Raw genomic sequence first — 21,304 nt, 5'->3', positions numbered from 1 at the left:
GGGATATCCTCCTGTTAGACTACCGCCCTTCGAAAGGACAGCAACCATTACTGTAAACCGGGCATGACCATGACAGAACCAACCCGCATTTTCCATAACCCACGGTGTTCCAAATCACGGCAGACCCTTGAGCTGATTCAGCAAAGGGGCATCGAACCGGAGATTATACGCTACCTGGAGACGCCTCCGACAGAGCAGGAACTGTTACATATCCTTGACCTGCTGGGCTGCGAGCCCCGGCAGCTGATGCGCACTAAAGAAAGCGAATACAAGGAACAGGGCCTGGATAACCCGGAACTGAGCCGGGAACAGCTGGTAAAAGCCATGGTGGCCACCCCCAAACTGATCGAGCGGCCGATTGTACTGGCCAACGGCAAGGCGGCCATCGGCCGGCCACCGGAAAGCGTTCTCGAGATTCTCTGAAGCATTGCCCAGGAGCCAGGCATGAGCGATACCAGCCCGTACATTCTTGTTCTTTATTACAGCCGGAACGGCCAGACCGCCGACATGGCCACCCAGATTGGCCGGGGCGTGGCCCGGGTGAGCGGAATGGAAGCGAAGATCCGCACCGTTCCACCGGTGTCGCCAGACACCACCGCCAGCCTGCCCCCGGTTCCGGATACCGGCGCCCCCTATGCAACCCGGGAAGAACTGGCCAACTGTGCCGGCCTGGCACTGGGTAGCCCTACCCGCTTCGGAAATATGGCGGCACCGCTCAAGCACTTCCTGGACGGCACCGGAGACCTGTGGCTGAACGGCAAGCTCGCCGGCAAGCCTGGCGGTGCGTTCACTTCCACCGGCAGCCTTCATGGCGGCCAGGAAACCACTCTGATGACCATGATGCTGCCACTTCTGCACCACGGCATGGTGCTGTGCGGCCTGCCGTACTCGGAGAGCGCCCTGAATGAAACCAGCACGGGTGGCACCCCCTACGGGCCCTCACACTGGGCCGGCACCGGTGCCGAGCAACGTTTGAGCGAACACGAGAAAGTCCTGTGCCAGGCCTTTGGCGAGCGGCTGGCCCGACTGGCTTTGAAACTGGCTGACTGATTCGAACTCCACTACCCGGAACCTTCTATGCTCCACAACGACAAAGCAAAAACCACCGCACGCCTGACCATCGCCCTGTATATCGCGGTGCTGGCAGGCCTGTTGCTGACCACTTTCTACCCGGCCCCCGTGGAAGGGGTCTCAATTCCCCTGATGCTAACGGTGAAACTCCTGCCACTGCTGGCGTTTGCCGTGCCGGTTTTCCGCGGCCATAACCGGGGCTACATCTGGATGGCCTTTGTGCTGATTTTCTACTTTACCCAGGCGGTGGTTTCGGCCTGGCTGAGCGAAGGTGCTGCAGGGCCAGTGGTTATGACTATTCTCACCTTCCTGCTGTTCACCGTGGCCATGGTGCACCTGAAAGTGAACCGGCCAGTGGCGGCGGGCTAACGCCGGTTATAGCCAGTGCGGGCTGTCAGGCACCCGGCCTCAGCCCGCATTGTTCCAGCAGTTGCTGCCAGTGGCGTGTGTGGCGCATCATTGCGCCATCAAGCTGATGCCAGAGACTGCCTTCCTCACCAGCCTGCAGGTGCCGGCGAGCCCAGCCGCCAAAGGCTTCCGGCATTTGCGCTTCCTGCTTTGCCGCCAGATCTGCGAAACCCGCAATCAGGGTATCGGCCGCCCGGCTGACATCACTCATGTAGGGCTGAACCTCACCGATATACACACTGAAGAAAAAACTGTGAACGATGTCGGACTGGTTGTTCGGTTTCCCGTTAAGGCATAGCGGCCGTTCTGCCAGCCTGGCCTGAAGCACTTCGGTGCCGGTATCCAGCGTGGCAATCAGCAAGCGGGCACTGTTAACCAGTTGCCCGGCCCGGTATTCGGCCTGCCAGCGCTGGTGGATGGCGCCCAGGTTATTCAGGGAAACGTCAAGCTGCTGCCGCGACAAGGCCGTCACTGTCTCGCTCAATTGTTCCAGGTCCCGCAGCAGATCGGACACCGGAAGCTGGCCTTCACCCACCGGGTAAAAACCTTTACTCAGGGTAAACAGGTTCTCGATTTCTTCGGTGCCCCAGGTAGCATTCCAGACAGCTCTGGGCAACGAATCCTGCTTGCTCTCGATCGCTTCAGCCAGAGTTTCCCCAAGCTCTTCATCATCCACCTCCGGCAGGCAGTCTTCCGCGGCGCGGATAAAGCGCACTTCGTATCGCAGGCGGTTTACCGGCTGCATCACTTTGCCCATGACCGAGTTCTTCTCACCCACCACATACTGCAGCTCACAGCCATACAGCGACAGGAATTCGAGCATGCCAATATCCAGTTCCGGCATGTCCAGCACGCGGTCACGGCGGCGGGGTAATTGCGATGCCGGCGGCAACTCTTCAGGCAGGGAAACGGCGGGGGCTTCAAGTACCCGGGCAAGGCGTTCCAGGTACTCGGTCATCATCGGCCTGGCTTCGGAGAACGGGTTACATCCAGCCAGAAACAGGGCACAGATACCCGGAATCAGCCATTGCAGCTTTGAGAGTCCGGGCATAACTCGACCTCCTAGCGTTTACGCAGCAGCGCGTCTACCTCCGCAAAGTCCCGGGCCACGAAGCGTCCGGTGTCCGGCAATTCACCCTCACGTACCAGCCAGGCGGTTTTCATACCCGCCTGCTCGGCCGCTTCAAGCTCGGCTTCAACGTCCGAGAGAAACAACACAGAACCCGGCTCGACACCCAGCTCATCCAGGATGTTACGGTACGACTGCGCTTCTTTCTTGCCACCTACGCCGGTATCAAAATACCCGGAGAAAAACGGTGTAAAGTCGCCTTCGTTGCTGTGGCCAAAGATCAGCTTCTGGGCTTTGACCGAACCGGAAGAATATACGAACAACCTCAGCCCCCGATCATGCCAGCGCTGCAGGTAGTCCGCCGCATCCGGGTAGATATCGCCCTTCAGCTCGCCGCTGTGATAGCCCTGCTCCCAGACCATGCCCTGCAAGGCCTTGAGGGAACCTTCCTTGCGGTCCTCGCTGATCCAGCCTTGGAGCACTTCGATAAGGGCTTCCACGTCCTTGCTGTCGACACCGCTTTTCTGCGCCACAATCGCCAGCTGCTCTGCAACCGCCGGCGTGGTGTGGTGATGGGCCCGCACAAACGCCGGCAGGTGTTCACTGGCGTAGGGAAACAGCACCTCGTGTACAAAGGAGATAGAGCTGGTGGTGCCTTCGATGTCGGTCAGAATCACCCGGATCATCAGGCCACCCCCGCCAGGGCTTCGTATCTGGGCAGGGTGGAGGCAATCTCCTCACCGGTAAAGCTGGCCACCCAGCCTTCCGGATTCGTGAACAGGCGAATACAGGTGAATTCCGGCTCCGGGCCCATATCAAACCAGTGGCGGGTGCCATCCGGCACGCTGATCAGGTCATTCTTTTCGCACATCAGGGCGTACACCTGCTCGCCGAAATGCAGGTAGAAAAGCCCCTGCCCCCGGACAAAGAACCGCACTTCGTCTTCGCTGTGGGTGTGCTCGTCGAGGAACTTCTGGCGGAAGGCATCCTTGTCCGGATGGTTCGCGGTCAGGCTGACTACATCGGCGGTCTGGAATCCGCATTCCTGCTTCAGTCGCTCTACCTCGTCTGCGTAGGCTTCCAGAATCTGTTCCTGGGTGGCCGAAGCCGGCAGCTCCCGGGTTGGCCATTGCTCAAAGCGCACACCCTGGCTGGCCAGCGTATCGCGAATCACCTGCGGGTCGGTGGTTACGGTGTGTGCCGCTTGCGGCTGGTTCTGCTGGAAAATGCTCAGGGTGGTCATGGGCGGACTCTCATGGTTTCAAGTTCACATTCAAACAGGAATTCAAAGGCTTCCACATGGCGCAGGCAATCCGCCATGGTAGCACCCCAGGTATACAGGCCATGGCCACGAATCAGGTAACCCGGTTGTTCCGGATGAGCCCGAAACCATTCGGCGGTCTGTTCCGCCAGGGCCGGGATGTCCTGGGTGTTGTCGAACACCGGTATCGATAGCCGGCCCTCATGGCTGTTTACACCGGCAAAGGCTTTTTGCAGTTCATAGCCTTCCAGCTCCAGCGATTTGCCCGGCGGGATCAGGCGGCTGAGCACGGTGGCCTTCACCGAGTGGGTGTGCAGCACTGCACCCGCATCCGGAAACACCTGGTACAACACGGTGTGCAGCAGGGTTTCTGCCGAGGACTTGCAGTTACTCTGGACCGGGTTGCCGTTCAGGTCTACCACCATGACATCACCGGCAGCGAGCTGGCCTTTATGGCGACCGGACACGGTAATAGCAACGTGGTCGCTGTCGATGCGGGCAGAATAGTTGCTGCTGGTTGCCGGCGACCAGCCCCGGTCATACAGGAAGCGCCCGGCATCCACGATGGACTGGGCGGCAATAGCGTATCGGGTCACATCAAACACTGGGATTCTCCGTCTATTACACCAAACCGCTTGATCATGCGGCCAGCGGCAACCGGCGCTGGCGCTTGCCGGTCAGTGCAAACAGCGCATTGCCCAGGGCGGGAATCACCGGCGGCACACCCGGCTCGCCCACGCCGGTGGGGGCTTCATCGCTGTCGACAATATCCACCACAACCTCAGGCACCTGGTGCATCTGCAATAGCCGATAATCGTGGAAGTTGCTCTGCTGGACTTCACCCTTGTTAAAGGTGATTTCGCCAAACAACGCCGCCGTCAGGCCGAAAAGAATACCGCCGGAAATCTGGTCTTCCACGATGCGCGGGTTCACCACCTGGCCACAGTCCACGCTGGCGGTCACCTTGTACACACGGATCTCGCCGTTCTCGATACCGGCTTCCACCACCTGGGCTACGTAAGTGCCAAAACTCTGGAACAGCGCTATGCCGCGCGCCCTGCCTTCGGGGAGCGACGTGCCCCACTGCGCCAGTTCGGCCGCCCGTTCCAGAACCCTGGCGTGGCGCGGCTCCCTGGCCAGCAGTTTTCGGCGGAATTCCAGAGGATCCTGCCCGGCCTCGTGGGCCAGTTCGTCCATAAAGGTTTCAACAGCAAACCCATTGTGGGAGTAGCCTACTGAGCGCCACCAGGTAATGGGCACGCCGGGGTCGGTATGGGTGTGTCGCACGCTGACATTCGGAACCTGATAGGGATAGCCGATAGCTCCTTCTATGGCAGACACATCTTTTGGTGTGGCCAGGCCCTCGACCATCAAACCCACTTTGCCGAGGGTGTTGTAGAGAAATTTCGGTGCCCAGGGGTACTGTGCCGGCGCAGCATTGCGCACGTACCAGTCCAGAACCTGCGGGCCGACAATCTGGTGATCCCAGCCGGTGAGATCAGCACCGTCCAGGCTGGCAGTCATACGGTGCAGCATGGCCGGGCGCCAGAATCCGTGGCGCATGTCTTCTTCCCGGGACCAGATCAGTTTGACCGGCACCTTCAGCTCATAGGCAACCGCAGCGGCTTCCTCGATGTAATCCTGGGTCAGCCGGCGACCGAATCCGCCACCCAGGAAGGTGGTGTGCACAGTCACGTCATCCGGTGAAAGGTCTGAATTCCGGCAGGCTGCAATGCGCCCGAGATCCGGTGCCTGCGTTGGTGCCCAGATCTCCATGCCGCCATCGTGGTACCAGGCGGTGGCATTCATGGGTTCCATCGGCGCATGGGCCAGGTATGGCTGTTCGTACTCGGCTTCCACCACGCGCCCGGCTTTGCTGATGGCCTCATCCACACCGCCTTCAGAGCGTTCCTGCTCGCCGGGGTCTTCACTGGCGGCTTTGCGATAGCCCTCGAAAACCTCATCAACCGTGGTATCCAGGGCCTCGGAGAAATCCCACTCCACGCGCACAGCCTGCTGTGCTTTCCGGGCTTTCCAGTAACTGCCTGCCACCACGGCGACACCGCGTTCAGTGATAAACGCCGCCTGCACGCCAGCCATGGCCAGGATCTCATCGCGGTTAAACGATTGGGCACGGCCTCCGTAGCGAGGGCTGCGGGTCATCACCGCGTACACCATGCCCGGCAGCTCGACATCAATGCCGTAAACCGCGGTGCCCGTGGCCTTGGCCCGGGCGTCCAGTTTGCCGGCCTGCTTGCCGATGTATTTCCATTCCGAACGGGGTTTGAGCGGCACATCGCCCCGAATCACTTCTTTATCCGCCAGCTCAACCAGCTGGCCATAACGCAGGGAATCCACCCCGTTGGGATGAAGCACCCGGCCGTTGTCGGTGCGGCAGTTATTGGCATCCACGCCCCAAACCCGGGCGGCGGCCATAACCAGCATCAACCTGGCAGACGCTCCCGCCTCCCGCAGGGGCTGCCAGCTACTCGCCACACTGGTACTGCCGCCGGTCAACTGCAGGCCGATAAACGGGTTACGGTATTCCGGCGCTACCGGCGCGAACTTCACCTGAATCCGGGCCGGATCCACATCCAGTTCTTCCGCAATCAGGGTCGTCAGGCCGGTGTAGGTGCCCTGCCCCATTTCAACCCGGGCCAGGGTGAAGGTAATCTCGTCCTGCTTGTTGAGCTCCAGCCAGACATCCGGCGTCCATTCACCGGTTTCCGGCTCAAAGCCGGTTTGTACCGAGGCACAACCCGGGAGCGACAAGGCCAGTACCAGACTGCCGGAAGCACCGGTGCTGACTTTCATAAAATCACGGCGGTTCATGGTCATATCAGGCGCCCTCCTGCCCAGGCTGATAATGGCCAACACTGCCGGCCACCGATTCCACCGCGGCCACAATGCGGGCGTAGGTGCCGCAGCGGCACAGGTTGCCCGTCATGGCGGCCACGATGTCGTCCCTGGACGGTGAGGGATTATTAGCCAGCAGGTGGGCAGCGGTCATAATCTGGCCAGACTGGCAATAGCCGCACTGGGGAACGCCCTCGCTGATCCAGGCCTGCTGCAGGGGATGCAGGTTGCCGCCCTCTGACAGCCCTTCGATGGTGGTAATCTCGGCACCATCCACCAGCTCAATGGCGGTGGAGCAGGAACGGGCCGGCTGGCCATTCACGTGCACAGTGCAGGCGCCACACAGGCCGGCACCACAACCAAACTTGGTGCCTTTCAGTCCCAGTTCATCCCGGATGACCCACAAAAGGGGCGTATCCGAATCTACATCCACCGTGTGCCGGTTTCCATTCACTGTCAGGCTGAACGCCATGAGCCGTTCCTCTAGTTTTTGTGTCGTGGTTTGAAGCAAGCCCGCGGGCTTACTTGACCACTTCCTTACCGTCTTTATTCACCCAGATCTTGCGCTCGCCGGAATCGACCTGGCCATTGGTGTTCCAGACTTCCCGGTCCTGGGTTGCCTCATCCACCTTGCCGTTGTCGTTCCAGATCACCCGGTCTTTACAGCCGGTCAGGGCAAAAAAGCTTGCTAACATCAACACTGCTACAGAACGTTTGGTCATGTTACTTTCCTCGTTTGTCACACTGTTCAGGCACCCTAGCGGCCGCCATGTACTTCCCGGTTATGCTGTTTGTCCCGCTCGCTTTTGCGCACCATCACGTAGACGGCCCCGGTGCCACCGTGGTGCTTCTGGGCCGAGTGAAACGCCAGCACGCTGTCCAGCTCTGGCAGCCACTTGGCCAGGTAACTCTTCAGCTGGGCGATCCCGTCCGGATTACGCTCCCCTTTGCCATGCAGGATAATCACCGAGCGCAGGCCATAGCGCACGCAATCGTTAATAAAAGCGAACACTTCCCGCCGGGCCTCTTCTACGGTCATCCGATGCAGGTCCAGCCGGGCTTCAATGGGATACTGGCCCAGCCGCAACTTGCGGAACACCCCATGCTGAATGCCCGGACGCATCCAGCTCAGTACATCGTGGGCCGTCAACGGCTCCACCATGTCTGAGGTCAGCGGGTTCAGGTCGCGCACCGGGGTCTCTACCGCAGCCTGCTGGCGTGCCAGGTGGCCAGGCGTCAGCTCCCGTGGAACCGCCACTTCCGCTCTGTTGGGTTTACGGATCCGCCGGACATCCTTCATCTCTTCGAGGAAAGCCAGGCGTTCGTCTTTACTGGTCATGACACTAACTGCTTCCGGATTGACAAGTATCAGAACTCTACCACTGCCCGGGGCTACCATAAAGCAGACAACCGACAAGGTTTGCGACGAAAATCGTAAGGTACAACAACGACCTGCTGCACTACACTGCAGAAGGACAACAATAACGAATGAGCGCCGGTAACCCGCCGCGCCACCAGGACCAGGACGAACTCCGCTATGGCCGCAGCAAACCAGGACACCACCCGCCCCCAGAATACCCGCGCGATTATGTCGTTCCTGCGGGAACACGCACCCTTTTCAAGCATGGACGACACCCACCTGGCGCACTTTGCCGAACATGCCACCCTCAGCTTCTACGCAGACGGTGATGTGGTGCTGTCACCGGAAGACGGGCTGGCCAAGCGATTCTACGTGGTCAAGCAAGGCCGGATCCGGGGCGAGCGCCAGCACAAAACCGAAGAGCGAACCGAAACCACCTTCGAAATCAGCCAGGGCGAATGCTTCCCCCTGGCCGCTCTGGTGGGCGAGCGGCCGACCCGCACCCTGCACCGGGCGGCCGGGGACACCTTCTGCCTGAGCATCGAGAAGAAAGATTTCGTAACCCTGATTTCTGAAAGCGAACCGTTCCGGGATTTCTGCCTGCGCGGGGTCAGCAGCCTGCTGGAGCAGGTCAACCAGCGCCTGCAATCCAAGGCCATGGCCTCCATCGGCTCCAGTAACAGCCTGGACACCCCGCTGGAACGCTATGCCTTGCGCAATCCAATCGTCTGCTCCCCGGACCTGCCGGTGCGCAAAGCCGTGGCCCGGATGCACGAAAACAACGTGGGCAGCATCATCATTACCGATGACGGCCGCCACCCCACCGGCATCTTTACCCTGCGCGACCTGCGCACCATGGTTGCCGAAGAAAAGGGGCCACTGGACACACCCATCGGCCAGGTAATGACGTCGAATCCCTGCTGCCTGCCGTCAACCGCCGATGCCTTCGAGGCAGCCATGCTGATGGCGGAACATCACTTTGCCCATTTGTGCGTGGTGGACGAAGAACAGCGGCTTATCGGCGTGGTCTCCGAGCGGGACCTGTTCTCCCTCCAGCGGGTAGACCTGGTCAACCTTGCCCGCACCATCGGCACCGCTACCCACCTGCGCACTTTGGTGGCCCTGCGCACCGATGTTTCCAGGCTGGTCGATGCCATGCTGGCCCATGGTGCAGACTCCGGCCAGGTGGTCAAGATCATCACCACCCTGAATGATGTCACCGTGCGACGGGTGCTGGAACTGAACCTGAAGAAGAACGATCCGGGCATTCCGTTCACCTGGCTCACCTTCGGCAGCGAAGGCCGGCAGGAACAGACCCTGCTGACCGACCAGGACAACGGCATCCTGTTCGAGACTCCGGAAGGCATGACCCCGGAACAGGTTCGTGAAAAGCTGCTGCCCTTCGCCCGCAAGGTCAATGATGAGCTGGCCGAGTGCGGCTTCACCCTGTGCAAGGGCAACATCATGGCCAGCAACCCGAAACTGTGCCTGAGCATCGGCGAATGGGACGACTGGTTTATCCGCTTTATCGATGCGTCGACCCCGCAGAACCTGGTCTATTCGTCCATTTTCCTGGATATGCGCGCCGTCTTCGGCCCGTCGGAACCGCTGCACCGGTTACTGGAAAACGTACTGGCCCGCATCCGCAAGAACGCCCTGTTCCAGAAAATGCTGGCCGGCAACGCCTTGCAGCGCAAACCGCCGCTGACCATGTTCCGCAACTTCCGTTACCTGAACGACGAGAAAAAGCACTCCCTGGACCTGAAACGCCAGGGGCTGGCGCCGTTTGTGGAATCCGTCAGGGTCTTCGCCCTGGCCCACGGCGTTGAAACCGCCAACACACTGGAACGGATTGATGCACTGGCCCGCAAAGATGTGTTCGACGCCAAGGATGCCAATGCCTGGAAAGAAGCCTACAGCCTGATTCAGGCCATCCGCATGCGCGCCCACCAGGAAATGCTCGATAAAGGTGAAGAGCTGACCAACTACATAGATCCGGATGACCTGAACCCGCTGGACAGACGGATACTGCGGGAAATCACCTACCAACTATAGGCCGGCAACCATGCTCGAACAGATCAAACAATGGCTGGCCCAGCGTCGGGGCGGCGTTACCGGTGACCACGACACCGACAGCCTGCCGGCCCCGAAAACAGCCAGCGACCAGCTGCTGACCCGTTCCCGGCTGGTCGTGCTGGACCTGGAAACCACCGGGCTCAATTTCTCGAAAGACGAAGTCATCGCCATTGGCGCGGTGGCCATCGAAAGCGGCGTCATCCACCTGAACGACCAGTTTGACCTGATCCTGCGCCGTCCGGAGCTGGATATCAGCGAAACCGTGCTGATTCACGGCATCGGGCCAGAAGCCCTGACCCAGGGCCATGAGACCGAAGATGCCCTGCTGCACCTGCTGGAGTGGATGAACGGCGATCCCATCCTGGCCTACCACTCGGCGTTCGACCAGAAATTCCTCGAGAAGACCCTGAAAGCCCAACTGGGTTACACATCCCAGCACCTGTGGATGGATGTGGCAGAGCTGTTACCGGCGTTTTTTCCCCACGCCGAGACCAAGGGGCGCGGGCTGGATAACTGGGCCGACTACTTCAATCTTCAAATTAGTGAACGGCATCACGCTGCGGCAGATGCGATGGTAACGGCCGAATTGACCCTTGCAGCGCTCAATATGGCTCAGAAGAAAGACGTAAAAACCCTGAAAGAACTGGTCGATAAACTGCATTATCAACGCCGTTTACAGCAGATGCACCGACTTTGATTTAGCTCGGCTTATCGTTGATGTCCTTGATCAAATGCAAGGCAAGTTACTGAGACTTAGACTATTTGCCAATATCCTCAAACCCATTGACCGGTAAAGTCGGAGATGACAACAAGTCGGAGAAATATTACATGAATAATAAATTCTCTTTCCGCACCACCCCAGCAAGAAACCAGCAAAGCTCTACAACAACAATACAGGAGTGATTTTGTATGTCAGGTCATAGCTACGACGCTGAGAACTACTGGAAGGCGAACCTACGCCTTATCTTTGGCAGTCTGATCATATGGGGCCTGTGCTCCTATGGTTTTGCCATCCTGCTACGCCCCATGCTGGCCGGCATTGAAGTCGGCGGGACCGACCTCGGTTTCTGGTTTGCCCAGCAAGGCTCGATTCTTACCTTCATTGTTCTGATTTTCTTCTACGCCTGGCGCATGAACAAAATCGACGAACAATTCGGCGTACACGAGGAGTAAGAACCAATGAGCCAATTTGCAATTAACCTATTGTTTGTAGGGGGCTCGTTCCTCCTCTATATCGGCATCGCCATCTGGGCGAAGGCCGGTAGCACCAGCGACTTCTACGTTGCCGGTGGCGGTGTTCACCCGGTAACCAACGGTATGGCTATCGGTGCCGACTGGATGTCTGCGGCATCCTTCATCTCCATGGCGGGCCTGATTGCCGCCGGCGGGTACGCCAACTCCACCTTCCTGATGGGCTGGACCGGCGGTTACGTGCTGCTGGCCATGCTGCTGGCCCCGTACCTGCGGAAGTTCGGCAAGTTCACGGTACCCGAGTTCATCGGTGATCGTTACTACAGCCCCAACGCCCGCCTGGTCGCGGTTATCTGCCTGATCGTAGCATCTGTCACCTACGTTATCGGCCAGATGGCTGGCGCCGGTGTTGCGTTCTCCCGCTTCCTCGAAGTTGAAGCGACCAACGGCCTGATCATCGCAGCCGTGGTTGTATTCATCTACGCGGTACTCGGCGGCATGAAAGGCATCACCTACACCCAGGTAGCCCAGTACTGCGTGCTGATCGTTGCCTACACCATTCCGGCGGTGTTCATCTCCCTGCAACTGACCGGCAACCCGATTCCGGGCCTGGGCATGTTCTCTACCCACACCGAATCCGGCATGCCGCTGCTGGCCAAGCTGAACCAGGTTGTTACCGACCTTGGCTTCCGCGAGTACACCGCAGATGTGGACAACAAACTGAACATGGTTCTGTTTACCCTGTCCCTGATGATCGGTACTGCGGGTCTGCCCCACGTAATCATCCGCTTTTTCACGGTTCCCAAGGTTGCTGACGCGCGCTGGTCCGGCGGCTGGGCCCTGGTCTTCATCGCACTGCTGTACCTGACTGCGCCGGCTGTAGCGTCCATGGCTCGCCTGAACCTGATGACCACCATCTATCCGGAAGGCACTGCTGCCCAGCCGATCGAGTACGATCAGCGTCCGGGCTGGATAGCCCACCTGGGAAGAGACCGGTCTGATCACCTACGAGGACAAGAACAACGACGGCCGTATCCAGCTGTATAACGACAAGAACGCTGACTTCGCCGCTACCGCTTCCGAGCGTGGCTGGGAAGGCAACGAGATGGTTGTTAACAACGACATCCTGGTACTGGCCAACCCTGAAATCGCCAACCTGCCGGGCTGGGTAATCGGCCTGATCGCGGCAGGTGGTCTGGCAGCCGCCCTGTCGACTGCAGCGGGCTTGTTGCTGGCAATCTCCTCGGCGGTGAGTCACGACCTGATCAAAGGCCGACTCAACCCGAACATCAGTGAGAAAGGCGAACTGATGGCGGCCCGTATCTCCATGGCGGTTGCCATTGTGGTTGCTACCTGGCTGGGCGCCAACCCTCCGGGCTTCGCAGCCCAGGTGGTAGCGCTGGCATTCGGTATCGCGGCAGCCTCCCTGTTCCCGGCGCTGATGATGGGTATCTTCTCCAAGCGTGTGAACAACGTGGGCGCAACCCTGGGTATGCTGTCCGGTCTGATCTTCACCCTGGTGTATATCTTCATCTACAAAGGCTGGTTCTTCATCCCGGGCACCAACAACCTGGCAGACACGCCTGAAAACTGGGTACTGGGTATCTCCCCGCTGTCCATCGGTGCCATTGGTGCTGTGGTCAACTTTGCGGTAGCCTTCGCAGTATCCAAAGTGACTGCTGAACCGCCCGTTGAGATCCAGGAACTGGTTGAAAGCGTCCGTTACCCGCGCGGTGCCGGATCTGCCCAAGACCATTAAACTGCAAGACAGCCTGAATCATTGCCTGCAATGACAGGTTGATACCGAACGGGCTTCCTCTGTGAGGGAGCCCGTTCTTTTTTGAGGATACCGATTTATGTTCTGGACTTTTGTTGCCACTGTATTCTGCGGACTGGGTGCTGCCGGTATTGCCCTGGGCATTCGTGCCGCCACCGCCAAGCGCGCGCCGAAATGGATTATCCCGGTGTTTGCCGGTGCCGGTATGCTCGGCTACCTGATCTACGGCGAATACACCTGGTATGACCACAAGCGCTCACTGCTGCCGGAACAGGCCGTTGTGGTAAACACCGAACAGGAAAAGATCTTCTTCCGTCCGTGGACCTTTGTTTTCCCGTACGTAACCGCGTTTTCCACGGTGGATGTCGCCAGCATCAGCAAAGATACCCCGGATTCCAATATCGTCCGGTTTACCCTTTACCGCTTCTCCCAGACCGTTACCGATGCCGTTTCGCACCGGGTTCACCTGATTAACTGCCAGAGCCGTGAGCTGGTACCGCTGGGTTCCGACGGCAGCCCCAGGGTCGACAATATGAAACTGCTGAACCTTCAGGACCCCCTGTACACAACTGTTTGCGGGGCCTGAATAACCAAGACCGGATAGCAACCCAACATGATTAGCGCCTGGCTGCTTGTACTGATTTCGATCTCCTACATCTCCCTGCTGTTCCTGATTGCCTGGGCGGGTGACCGCCACCCCGGGCTTTACCGGAACAGGTTGGCGCGAACCCATGTTTACGGTCTTTCCCTGGCGGTTTACTTCACCTCCTGGACCTTCTACGGCGCTGTCGGCCGCGCCACCCAGGAAGGCTTTGGCTTCCTCCCCATCTATCTGGGGCCCCTGCTGGTTTTCGTGTTCTTTGCGCCCCTGTTACGACGAATCATCTACATCAGCAAGCGCAACAACAGCACCTCGATTGCCGACTTCATCGCTTCCCGTTATGGCAAATCACAACTGCTGGCAGCCATGGTGGCAATCTTCGCGCTGATCGGCAGCGTGCCTTACATCGCCCTGCAGCTGAAAGCCATTGCCCTCGGCTTCAACGTACTGTCCAGCACCGGCGATACCTACCAGGAGATCAGTACCGCAGCCTGGAACGATTCGGCCTGGTACATCACCCTTGCCCTGGCCGTGTTCACCGTGCTGTTCGGCACCCGCCACCTGGAGTCTACGGAGCACCACCGGGGCATGATCCAGGCGGTGGCCTTTGAATCCCTGATCAAGCTGATCGCCTTTGTCGCTGTCGGCCTGTTCGTCGGGTACGGGCTGTTCAACGGTTTCGGTGACCTGTTTCAGAAGGCCGCCGAGGCGGACCTGATTGGCACCCTGACCACCGACGCTATAGAGGCACCGGCGTTCCTCACCCAAACCCTGGTGGCCATGCTGGCGATTATCTGCCTGCCACGACAGTTCCACGTTATGGTGGTTGAAAACACGGACCACCGGGATTTCGAGGTTGCACGCTGGGCCATGCCCATCTACCTGGTGATTGCCAGTGCCTTTGTGATCCCCATCGCCGCCGGCGGCTTGCTGCACGCAGACATGGCTGGAAGTGACCCGGACATCGTTATCCTTCAGCTCCCGATCATGGCTGGCGAGCAATGGCTGGCAGTACTGGCATTTCTTGGCGGCGGCTCTGCCGCGGCTGCCATGGTGATTGTCTGCTCGGTAGCCATCGCCACCATGGTAAGCAACGAAATCATCATGCCCGGGCTGTTGCGCTTCTTCCGCCCGCGCATGAACCGACGGACGGACCTCAGCTTCCTGCTCTTGTCCATACGCCGGGCCGCGATCTTTGTAGTCCTGCTGACCGCCTATGGCTTTTACCGAATGGCCGGGGCCGATTACAGCCTCACCGCCTTCGGACTGCTCTCGTTTGCCGCCGCTGCCCAGTTCGGCCCGGCCCTGGTTGGCGGCATTCTGTGGCGCCGGGGTAACTACACCGGCGCAGTCTGGGGCCTTGGCCTCGGTTTCCTGATGTGGTGCTACACCCTGCTCCTGCCTGCACTGGCTGCTACCGGCTGGATATCCGCCGGGTTCATCGAAAACGGCCTTTTCGGCTGGCATTGGACCCGTCCAACCGCCCTGTTTGGCTCTGAACTGGACCAGACCAGCCATGGCATTCTGTGGAGCCTGGGGGTTAACACGGGGACCTACATCTTCCTGTCGCTGGTCACCCGGCAACGTATTCGCGAAAAGATACAAATTGCCGCGTTCTTCCATGAGGCCCAACCAAAAGCGGAAAGCGCCCAGCACCAGAGCTGGCAGGGTGAAATTCTGACCTCGGACCTGCAAGCCCTTACCGACCGCTTCATGGGTGAGGAGCGCTCGGAAAGCATCTTCCGGAACTATGAGCGGCGTAATGCTATTCGCCTGTATCCGCACCGGCCTGCCTCATCGCACCTGATGAAGTACATCGAGCGGCAGCTGGCCTCGGTCATCGGTGCCTCGACCGCCCGCGTCGTATTGGAATCCACCCTGACCGGTCGCGACATGCAGATCGAAGACGTGGTCAGCATCGTTGATGAAGCCTCCCAGGCCATGACCTTCAGCCGGGAATTGCTGCAATCCGCCATCGAGAACATCAGTCTCGGGGTGTCTGTGGTGAATCACCAGCAACAGCTGGTGGTCTGGAACCACCGCTACCTGGAGTTGTTCCATTACCCGAAAGGGTTTGTCCGGGTAGGCCGGCCTGTCGAAGACCTGATGCGTTACAACCTGACCAACGCCAACCTGTCGGCCCGGCGTATCGACGAGATCATAGAAGACCGCTGCAGCGCCATGCGCGATGGCAAGCCCATGTCCTACGAACGTCAACGGCCGGATGGCACAGTGGTCAGGGTAGACGGCAGCCCTATACCCGGCGGTGGTTACGTGACCACCTTCCAGGACATCACTGCCATGCGGCGCACCGAACAGGCGCTTAAGGAAACCAACATCTACCTGGAGCAACGGGTTCGGGAGCGCACCCAGGAATTGCAGGTAATCAACGAGCAGATGCTCAAGGCCAAGTCCGTGGCGGAACAGGCTAACCAGAGCAAGACCCGCTTCCTTGCCTCAGCCAGCCATGACCTCCTGCAGCCCCTGAACGCTGCCCGGCTGTTTACCTCGGCCCTTTCCGGCAAGATCACCGATGGCGAACCGAAACAGCTGGTCGAGCATATCGACAGCTCACTCGGGGCCGCAGAAGAAATCATCAGCACCCTGCTGGATATTTCCAAGCTGGATGCCGGTGCCCTGGAGCCGGATATTACGGTATTCCCGGTTAACGACCTCCTGAAGCACCTGGCTACGGAGTTTTCCGCCATCGCCAAGGACCAGGAGCTGGAACTGCACGTGGTGCCCAGCTCGGCCTGGGTACGCTCAGATGCCAAGCTGTTGCGGCGGGTAGTCCAGAATTTCCTGTCCAATGCCATCCGCTATACCGCAAGTGGCAAGATCCTTATGGGCTGTCGGCGCATGAAGGGCTTCCTGCGTATTGAAGTCTGGGATACCGGCCCCGGGATGTCCGAAGAGCAGCTCGCTCACATCTTCGAGGAATTCAGGCGCTTCCAGCACGGCCGGGACAAGAAGGGTCTGGGCCTCGGGCTGGCCATCGTCGACCGTATCAGTGGCATGCTGGACCACCCGGTAACCGTGCACTCAACCCAGGGCAAAGGCAGTACTTTTGCCGTCACCGTGCCCAGGGCTCCGGCAGAGCAGGTACATGCCAGTGCCAGCAAGGCAGGCAGCAACTCCAGAAGGGTGTCCAGTCTGGGCGGCCTGAAGGTGCTGTGCATCGATAACGATGCTGCGATCCTTCAGGGAATGGTCGCGCTGCTGAGCAACTGGCAGTGCGAGGTAACCGCCGCGGAAAGTCTGGAAAGCGCCCGGAACAAGCTCGAAGGCCATAAACCGGACATCATCCTGGCGGATTACCAGCTCGATGATAACCGTAACGGGCTGGATGCCATGGACGGCATCAGAGAAGTTCTGGGAGCCGGTATCCCGGGCATCCTGATCACCGGCTACATGGCGCCGGAGGTACGTGAAGATGCGATCAGCCGAGGCTACCAGGTGCTTTACAAGCCGGTTAAGCCGGCGGCATTGCGGGCACTGGTGAACAAGCAGCTCAAACAGAAGCGCTGACACTGCACAAGGGAAAAATCAAAAGGGTGTCTCAAATATGACACCCAGGCCCGTTAGTCCACTGTATATTTTCTGATCTGCTTATATAGTTTCCTCTGAGACCATAAACGGTTAACCACAGAGGGACAGGGAATGCCACGGGGCCACGCGCTTATCATCGAGGACTCTTCAACAGCGCGCATCATTCTTGCGCGCCTGCTCGAGCGTGCGGACATTTCCAGCAAAGCCGTGGCCACAGCCGAACAGGCCTTTCCGGTTCTTCAATCCGATCACTTTGATGTCATCTTCCTCGATCATATGCTGCCAGGCATGAACGGCTTCCAGGCCCTTGAAAAGCTGAAAAGCCTACCGGATACCCGTGATATCCCGGTATTCATGTACACCTCACAGAACGCCGGAAAATACATCGAAGAGGCCCGGGCGCTCGGTGCGGCCGGGGTTATCCGCAAACAGGTGGACCGTGAGCAGCTGATGCGAACCCTGGACCTGATCCTCTCAGACATCCCGGAACCGGAGCACAGCGAAGCGCTCAGACTGGCTGTGGAGAACGTCGGACAACCTGTTACCGAATCTCCGGAACAGGCACAGAGAAAGATCAGCGGACGAATGTCCACCCTGGAGGTGGCTTACGAAGAACTGGAAGAGCAACTCAGGGAACTCAAACAGCAGCAGGAAGAAAAGCATATCCATCAGGCGGAGCAAAGCAGGCGCCTGAGGAAGAACATACGGTGGCTGTCAGCCGCCGTAGTAACGCTGGTAATCGCCCTGGCCTGGATAACCAGCTGGCAAACAGGGCAACTTCAGGACCACGCAGAACGGACCAGTGACCGCTTTGCGCTGATGCAAAGCATTATGGGTGGTCTGATAGAGCTGATCAGTAAATAGCTCGGCCCGGAAGACCTTCTATCATTTTTCCCAGACCTGAAATGAAAAAACCCCCGGCAGCAACGCTGTCGGGGGTTTGGGTATTAAGAGCCTGACGATGACCTACTCTCACATGGGCGAACCACACTACCATCGGCGCTGGTCTGTTTCACGTCTGAGTTCGGGATGGGATCAGGTGGTTCCAGACCGCTATGGTCGTCAGGCAAAACGGATGATCACTGGGAAGGACGAGATAAAACGTGATGGTGATTTCTTTGAGCGTGGCCTTTGCCTTGCTCTTGCGTTATCCGCAATTGTCTTGGGTGTTATATAGTCAAGCCGCACGAGCAATTAGTACTGGTTAGCTCAACGCCTCGCAGCGCTTACACACCCAGCCTATCAACGTCCTGGTCTTGAACGGCTCTTCAGGAGGCTCAAGGCCTCAGGGAGATCTCATCTTGGAAGGGGCTTCCCGCTTAGATGCTTTCAGCGGTTATCCTGTCCGAACATAGCTACCGGGCAATGCCACTGGCGTGACAACCCGAACACCAGAGGTTCGTCCACTCCGGTCCTCTCGTACTAGGAGCAGCTTTCCTCAAATCTCCAACGTCCACGGCAGATAGGGACCGAACTGTCTCACGACGTTCTAAACCCAGCTCGCGTACCACTTTAAATGGCGAACAGCCATACCCTTGGGACCGGCTTCAGCCCCAGGATGTGATGAGCCGACATCGAGGTGCCAAACACCGCCGTCGATGTGAACTCTTGGGCGGTATCAGCCTGTTATCCCCGGAGTACCTTTTATCCGTTGAGCGATGGCCCTTCCATACAGAACCACCGGATCACTATGACCTACTTTCGTACCTGCTCGACGTGTCTGTCTCGCAGTCAAGCGGGCTTGTGCCATTACACTAACCGCACGATGTCCGACCGTGCTTAGCCCACCTTTGTGCTCCTCCGTTACGCTTTGGGAGGAGACCGCCCCAGTCAAACTACCCACCACACAGTGTCCTCAACCCCGATAAGGGGCCAGAGTTAGAACCTCAAACATGCCAGGCTGGTATTTCAAGGTTGGCTCCACTCGAACTGGCGTCCGAGTTTCAAAGCCTCCCAGCTATCCTACACAAGCATGCTCAAAGTTCACTGTGAAGCTATAGTAAAGGTTCACGGGGTCTTTCCGTCTAGCCGCGGATACACCGCATCTTCACGGCGATTTCAATTTCACTGAGTCTCGGGTAGAGACAGCGCCCCCATCGTTACGCCATTCGTGCAGGTCGGAACTTACCCGACAAGGAATTTCGCTACCTTAGGACCGTTATAGTTACGGCCGCCGTTTACCGGGGCTTCGATCAAGAGCTTCGCACAAGTGCTAACCCCATCAATTAACCTTCCGGCACCGGGCAGGCGTCACACCGTATACGTCCACTTTCGTGTTTGCACAGTGCTGTGTTTTTAATAAACAGTCGCAGGGGCCTGGTATCTTCGACCGGCTTCCGCTCCACCCGCGGGGGTTTCACGTACACACCGGCGTGCCTTCTCCCGAAGTTACGGCACCATTTTGCCTAGTTCCTTTACCCGAGTTCTCTCAAGCGCCTTGGTATTCTCTACCTGACCACCTGTGTCGGTTTGGGGTACGGTCTCGAATAGCCTGAAGCTTAGAAGATTTTCCTGGAAGCAGGGCATCAATGACTTCGCGCCCTTGGGCACTCGTCGTCACGTCTCAGGATTGTGGACCCGGATTTGCCTAAGTCCACTCCCTACTCGCTTAAACCGGGACAACCGTCGCCCGGCTCACCTAGCCTTCTCCGTCTCTCCATCGCAGCTATCCAAGGTACGGGAATATTAACCCGTTTCCCATCGACTACACCTTTCGGTCTCGCCTTAGGGGCCGACTCACCCTGCGCCGATTAGCGTTGCGCAGGAACCCTTGGTCTTCCGGCGTGCGGGTTTTTCACCCGCATTGTCGTTACTCATGTCAGCATTCGCACTTCTGATACCTCCAGCAAGCTTCTCAACTCACCTTCGCAGGCTTACAGAACGCTCCCCTACCCCGCATACAATGTATGCAGCCGCAGCTTCGGTGACCAGTTTGAGCCCCGTTACATCTTCCGCGCAGGCCGACTCGACTAGTGAGCTATTACGCTTTCTTTAAAGGATGGCTGCTTCTAAGCCAACCTCCTAGCTGTCTGAGCCTTCCCACATCGTTTCCCACTTAACTGGTACTTTGGGACCTTAGCTGGCGGTCTGGGTTGTTTCCCTCTTCACGACGGACGTTAGCACCCGCCGTGTGTCTCCCGGATAGTACTCACAGGTATTCGGAGTTTGCATCGGGTTGGTAAGTCGAGATGACCCCCTAGCCGAAACAGTGCTCTACCCCCTGTGGTATTCGTCCGAGGCGCTACCTAAATAGCTTTCGGGGAGAACCAGCTATCTCCGGGCTTGATTAGCCTTTCACTCCGATCCACAAGTCATCCCCTGGCTTTTCAACGACAGTGGGTTCGGTCCTCCAGTGCCTGTTACGGCACCTTCAACCTGCTCATGGATAGATCGCCCGGTTTCGGGTCTATGTCCAGCGACTGATTCGCCCTATTCAGACTCGGTTTCCCTACGGCTCCCCTAAACGGTTAACCTCGCCACTGAACATAAGTCGCTGACCCATTATACAAAAGGTACGCCGTCACAGAACAAGTCTGCTCCGACTGCTTGTACGCATACGGTTTCAGGGTCTATTTCACTCCCCTCACAGGGGTTCTTTTCGCCTTTCCCTCACGGTACTGGTTCACTATCGGTCAGTCAGGAGTATTTAGCCTTGGAGGATGGTCCCCCCATGTTCAGTCAACGTTTCTCGTGCGCCGACCTACTCGATTTCACTGGACTCAGGTTTCGGATACGGGGCTATCACCCACTATGGCGGCTCTTTCCAGGGCCTTCTCCTACCAGTTGTCCAGCTTAAGGGCTGGTCCCCGTTCGCTCGCCGCTACTTAGGGAATCTCGGTTGATTTCTTTTCCTCGGGGTACTTAGATGTTTCAGTTCCCCCGGTTCGCCTCTTACACCTATGGATTCAGTGTAAGATACCTAACCGAAGTTAGGTGGGTTTCCCCATTCAGAGATGTCCGGATCACAGCTCGTTTGCCAGCTCCCCGAACCTTATCGCAGGCTTCCACGTCTTTCATCGCCTCTGACTGCCAAGGCATCCACCGTATGCGCTTAGTTGCTTGACTATATAACCCCAAGACAACTG

The 21,304-nt window shown here is 58.4% G+C and carries 17 protein-coding genes, 2 rRNA genes and 1 pseudogene; 10 read left to right on the top strand and 10 right to left on the bottom strand.

All coding sequences use genetic code 11. From position 1 onward, the window contains the following. Positions 1 to 69 precede the first annotated feature (69 nt). Genes arsC through B9Q17_RS13500 form a run of 3 tightly spaced genes read left to right on the top strand, consistent with a single transcriptional unit; the run spans position 70 to position 1,440 of the window. Positions 70 to 423, top strand: coding sequence for an arsenate reductase (glutaredoxin) (gene arsC, locus B9Q17_RS13510; protein WP_094625660.1), 354 nt, complete (start codon positions 70 to 72; stop codon positions 421 to 423). A gap of 21 nt (positions 424 to 444) precedes the next feature. Next, entirely contained in the window at positions 445 to 1,050 is a 606-nt protein-coding gene (wrbA, locus tag B9Q17_RS13505; RefSeq protein WP_094625614.1) for an NAD(P)H:quinone oxidoreductase, read from the top strand. 27 nt (positions 1,051 to 1,077) lie between these two features. Then, positions 1,078 to 1,440, top strand: coding sequence for a DUF2069 domain-containing protein (locus tag B9Q17_RS13500; RefSeq protein WP_094625613.1), 363 nt, complete (start codon positions 1,078 to 1,080; stop codon positions 1,438 to 1,440). 25 nt (positions 1,441 to 1,465) lie between these two features. On the opposite strand, the gene B9Q17_RS13495 is transcribed toward B9Q17_RS13500, so the two are convergent. The 8 genes from B9Q17_RS13495 to smrA are packed head-to-tail and all read right to left on the bottom strand — an operon-like array spanning position 1,466 to position 8,004. Further along, positions 1,466 to 2,530 carry a DUF3080 domain-containing protein gene (locus B9Q17_RS13495; RefSeq protein ID WP_094625612.1) on the bottom strand — a complete coding sequence of 355 codons (1,065 nt, stop codon included), beginning with the start codon at positions 2,528 to 2,530 and terminating at the stop codon, positions 1,466 to 1,468. An 11-nt stretch (positions 2,531 to 2,541) separates the two neighbouring features. Beyond that, positions 2,542 to 3,234: an acireductone synthase gene (gene mtnC / locus B9Q17_RS13490; RefSeq protein WP_094625611.1), complete on the bottom strand. Its 693-nt coding sequence runs from the start codon at positions 3,232 to 3,234 to the stop codon at positions 2,542 to 2,544. Next, a complete protein-coding gene (locus B9Q17_RS13485; protein WP_094625610.1) occupies positions 3,234 to 3,791 on the bottom strand; it encodes a 1,2-dihydroxy-3-keto-5-methylthiopentene dioxygenase in 558 nt (185 codons plus the stop codon). Before B9Q17_RS13485 ends, mtnC begins: the two co-directional genes overlap by 1 nt. Continuing rightward, positions 3,788 to 4,414: a methylthioribulose 1-phosphate dehydratase gene (locus tag B9Q17_RS13480; RefSeq protein ID WP_094625609.1), complete on the bottom strand. Its 627-nt coding sequence runs from the start codon at positions 4,412 to 4,414 to the stop codon at positions 3,788 to 3,790. The genes B9Q17_RS13485 and B9Q17_RS13480 overlap by 4 nt, the downstream gene beginning before the upstream one ends. A gap of 34 nt (positions 4,415 to 4,448) precedes the next feature. Beyond that, the gene (locus B9Q17_RS13475) at positions 4,449 to 6,647 is read right to left on the bottom strand and encodes a xanthine dehydrogenase family protein molybdopterin-binding subunit (protein ID WP_094625608.1); all 2,199 of its coding nucleotides are present in this window, start codon (positions 6,645 to 6,647) and stop codon (positions 4,449 to 4,451) included. A 1-nt stretch (position 6,648) separates the two neighbouring features. Continuing rightward, positions 6,649 to 7,137 (bottom strand): (2Fe-2S)-binding protein, encoded by a 489-nt coding sequence (locus tag B9Q17_RS13470; RefSeq protein WP_094625607.1) that lies wholly within the window; start codon positions 7,135 to 7,137, stop codon positions 6,649 to 6,651. A 49-nt stretch (positions 7,138 to 7,186) separates the two neighbouring features. Next, positions 7,187 to 7,387, bottom strand: a complete 201-nt coding sequence (locus B9Q17_RS13465) for a hypothetical protein (RefSeq protein WP_022990050.1) — start codon at positions 7,385 to 7,387, stop codon at positions 7,187 to 7,189. A 35-nt stretch (positions 7,388 to 7,422) separates the two neighbouring features. Continuing rightward, entirely contained in the window at positions 7,423 to 8,004 is a 582-nt protein-coding gene (gene smrA / locus B9Q17_RS13460; RefSeq protein ID WP_094625606.1) for a DNA endonuclease SmrA, read from the bottom strand. A 198-nt stretch (positions 8,005 to 8,202) separates the two neighbouring features. Here smrA and B9Q17_RS13455 point away from each other — a divergent pair, with 198 nt between their 5' ends. From B9Q17_RS13455 to B9Q17_RS13425, 7 genes and pseudogenes are all read left to right on the top strand, one after another. Then, the gene (locus tag B9Q17_RS13455; protein ID WP_094625605.1) at positions 8,203 to 10,080 is read left to right on the top strand and encodes a DUF294 nucleotidyltransferase-like domain-containing protein; all 1,878 of its coding nucleotides are present in this window, start codon (positions 8,203 to 8,205) and stop codon (positions 10,078 to 10,080) included. 10 nt (positions 10,081 to 10,090) lie between these two features. After that, positions 10,091 to 10,798, top strand: a complete 708-nt coding sequence (locus tag B9Q17_RS13450; RefSeq protein ID WP_094625604.1) for a 3'-5' exonuclease — start codon at positions 10,091 to 10,093, stop codon at positions 10,796 to 10,798. A gap of 212 nt (positions 10,799 to 11,010) precedes the next feature. Next, positions 11,011 to 11,274 (top strand): DUF4212 domain-containing protein, encoded by a 264-nt coding sequence (locus tag B9Q17_RS13445; RefSeq protein WP_022990046.1) that lies wholly within the window; start codon positions 11,011 to 11,013, stop codon positions 11,272 to 11,274. A 6-nt stretch (positions 11,275 to 11,280) separates the two neighbouring features. Then, a pseudogene (locus tag B9Q17_RS13440) lies at positions 11,281 to 13,051 on the top strand (sodium:solute symporter family protein). Between the two features lie 97 nt (positions 13,052 to 13,148). Next, positions 13,149 to 13,655, top strand: coding sequence for a hypothetical protein (locus B9Q17_RS13435; protein WP_022990044.1), 507 nt, complete (start codon positions 13,149 to 13,151; stop codon positions 13,653 to 13,655). Positions 13,656 to 13,682: 27 nt separating this feature from the next. Then, a complete protein-coding gene (locus B9Q17_RS13430) occupies positions 13,683 to 17,198 on the top strand; it encodes a PAS domain-containing hybrid sensor histidine kinase/response regulator (RefSeq protein WP_094625603.1) in 3,516 nt (1,171 codons plus the stop codon). A 132-nt stretch (positions 17,199 to 17,330) separates the two neighbouring features. Then, positions 17,331 to 18,083, top strand: coding sequence for a response regulator (locus B9Q17_RS13425; protein WP_094625602.1), 753 nt, complete (start codon positions 17,331 to 17,333; stop codon positions 18,081 to 18,083). Between the two features lie 89 nt (positions 18,084 to 18,172). On the opposite strand, the gene rrf is transcribed toward B9Q17_RS13425, so the two are convergent. After that, a 5S ribosomal RNA gene (rrf, locus tag B9Q17_RS13420) occupies positions 18,173 to 18,286 on the bottom strand. A gap of 106 nt (positions 18,287 to 18,392) precedes the next feature. Continuing rightward, positions 18,393 to 21,284: ribosomal RNA gene (locus B9Q17_RS13415) — 23S ribosomal RNA — on the bottom strand. Positions 21,285 to 21,304 lie beyond the last annotated feature (20 nt).

Origin of the sequence: Marinobacter vinifirmus (assembly GCF_002258215.1) — a bacterium.
Taxonomy (GTDB): Bacteria; Pseudomonadota; Gammaproteobacteria; order Pseudomonadales; family Oleiphilaceae; genus Marinobacter; species Marinobacter vinifirmus.
This window is presented reverse-complemented; position numbering and strand designations above follow the sequence as displayed.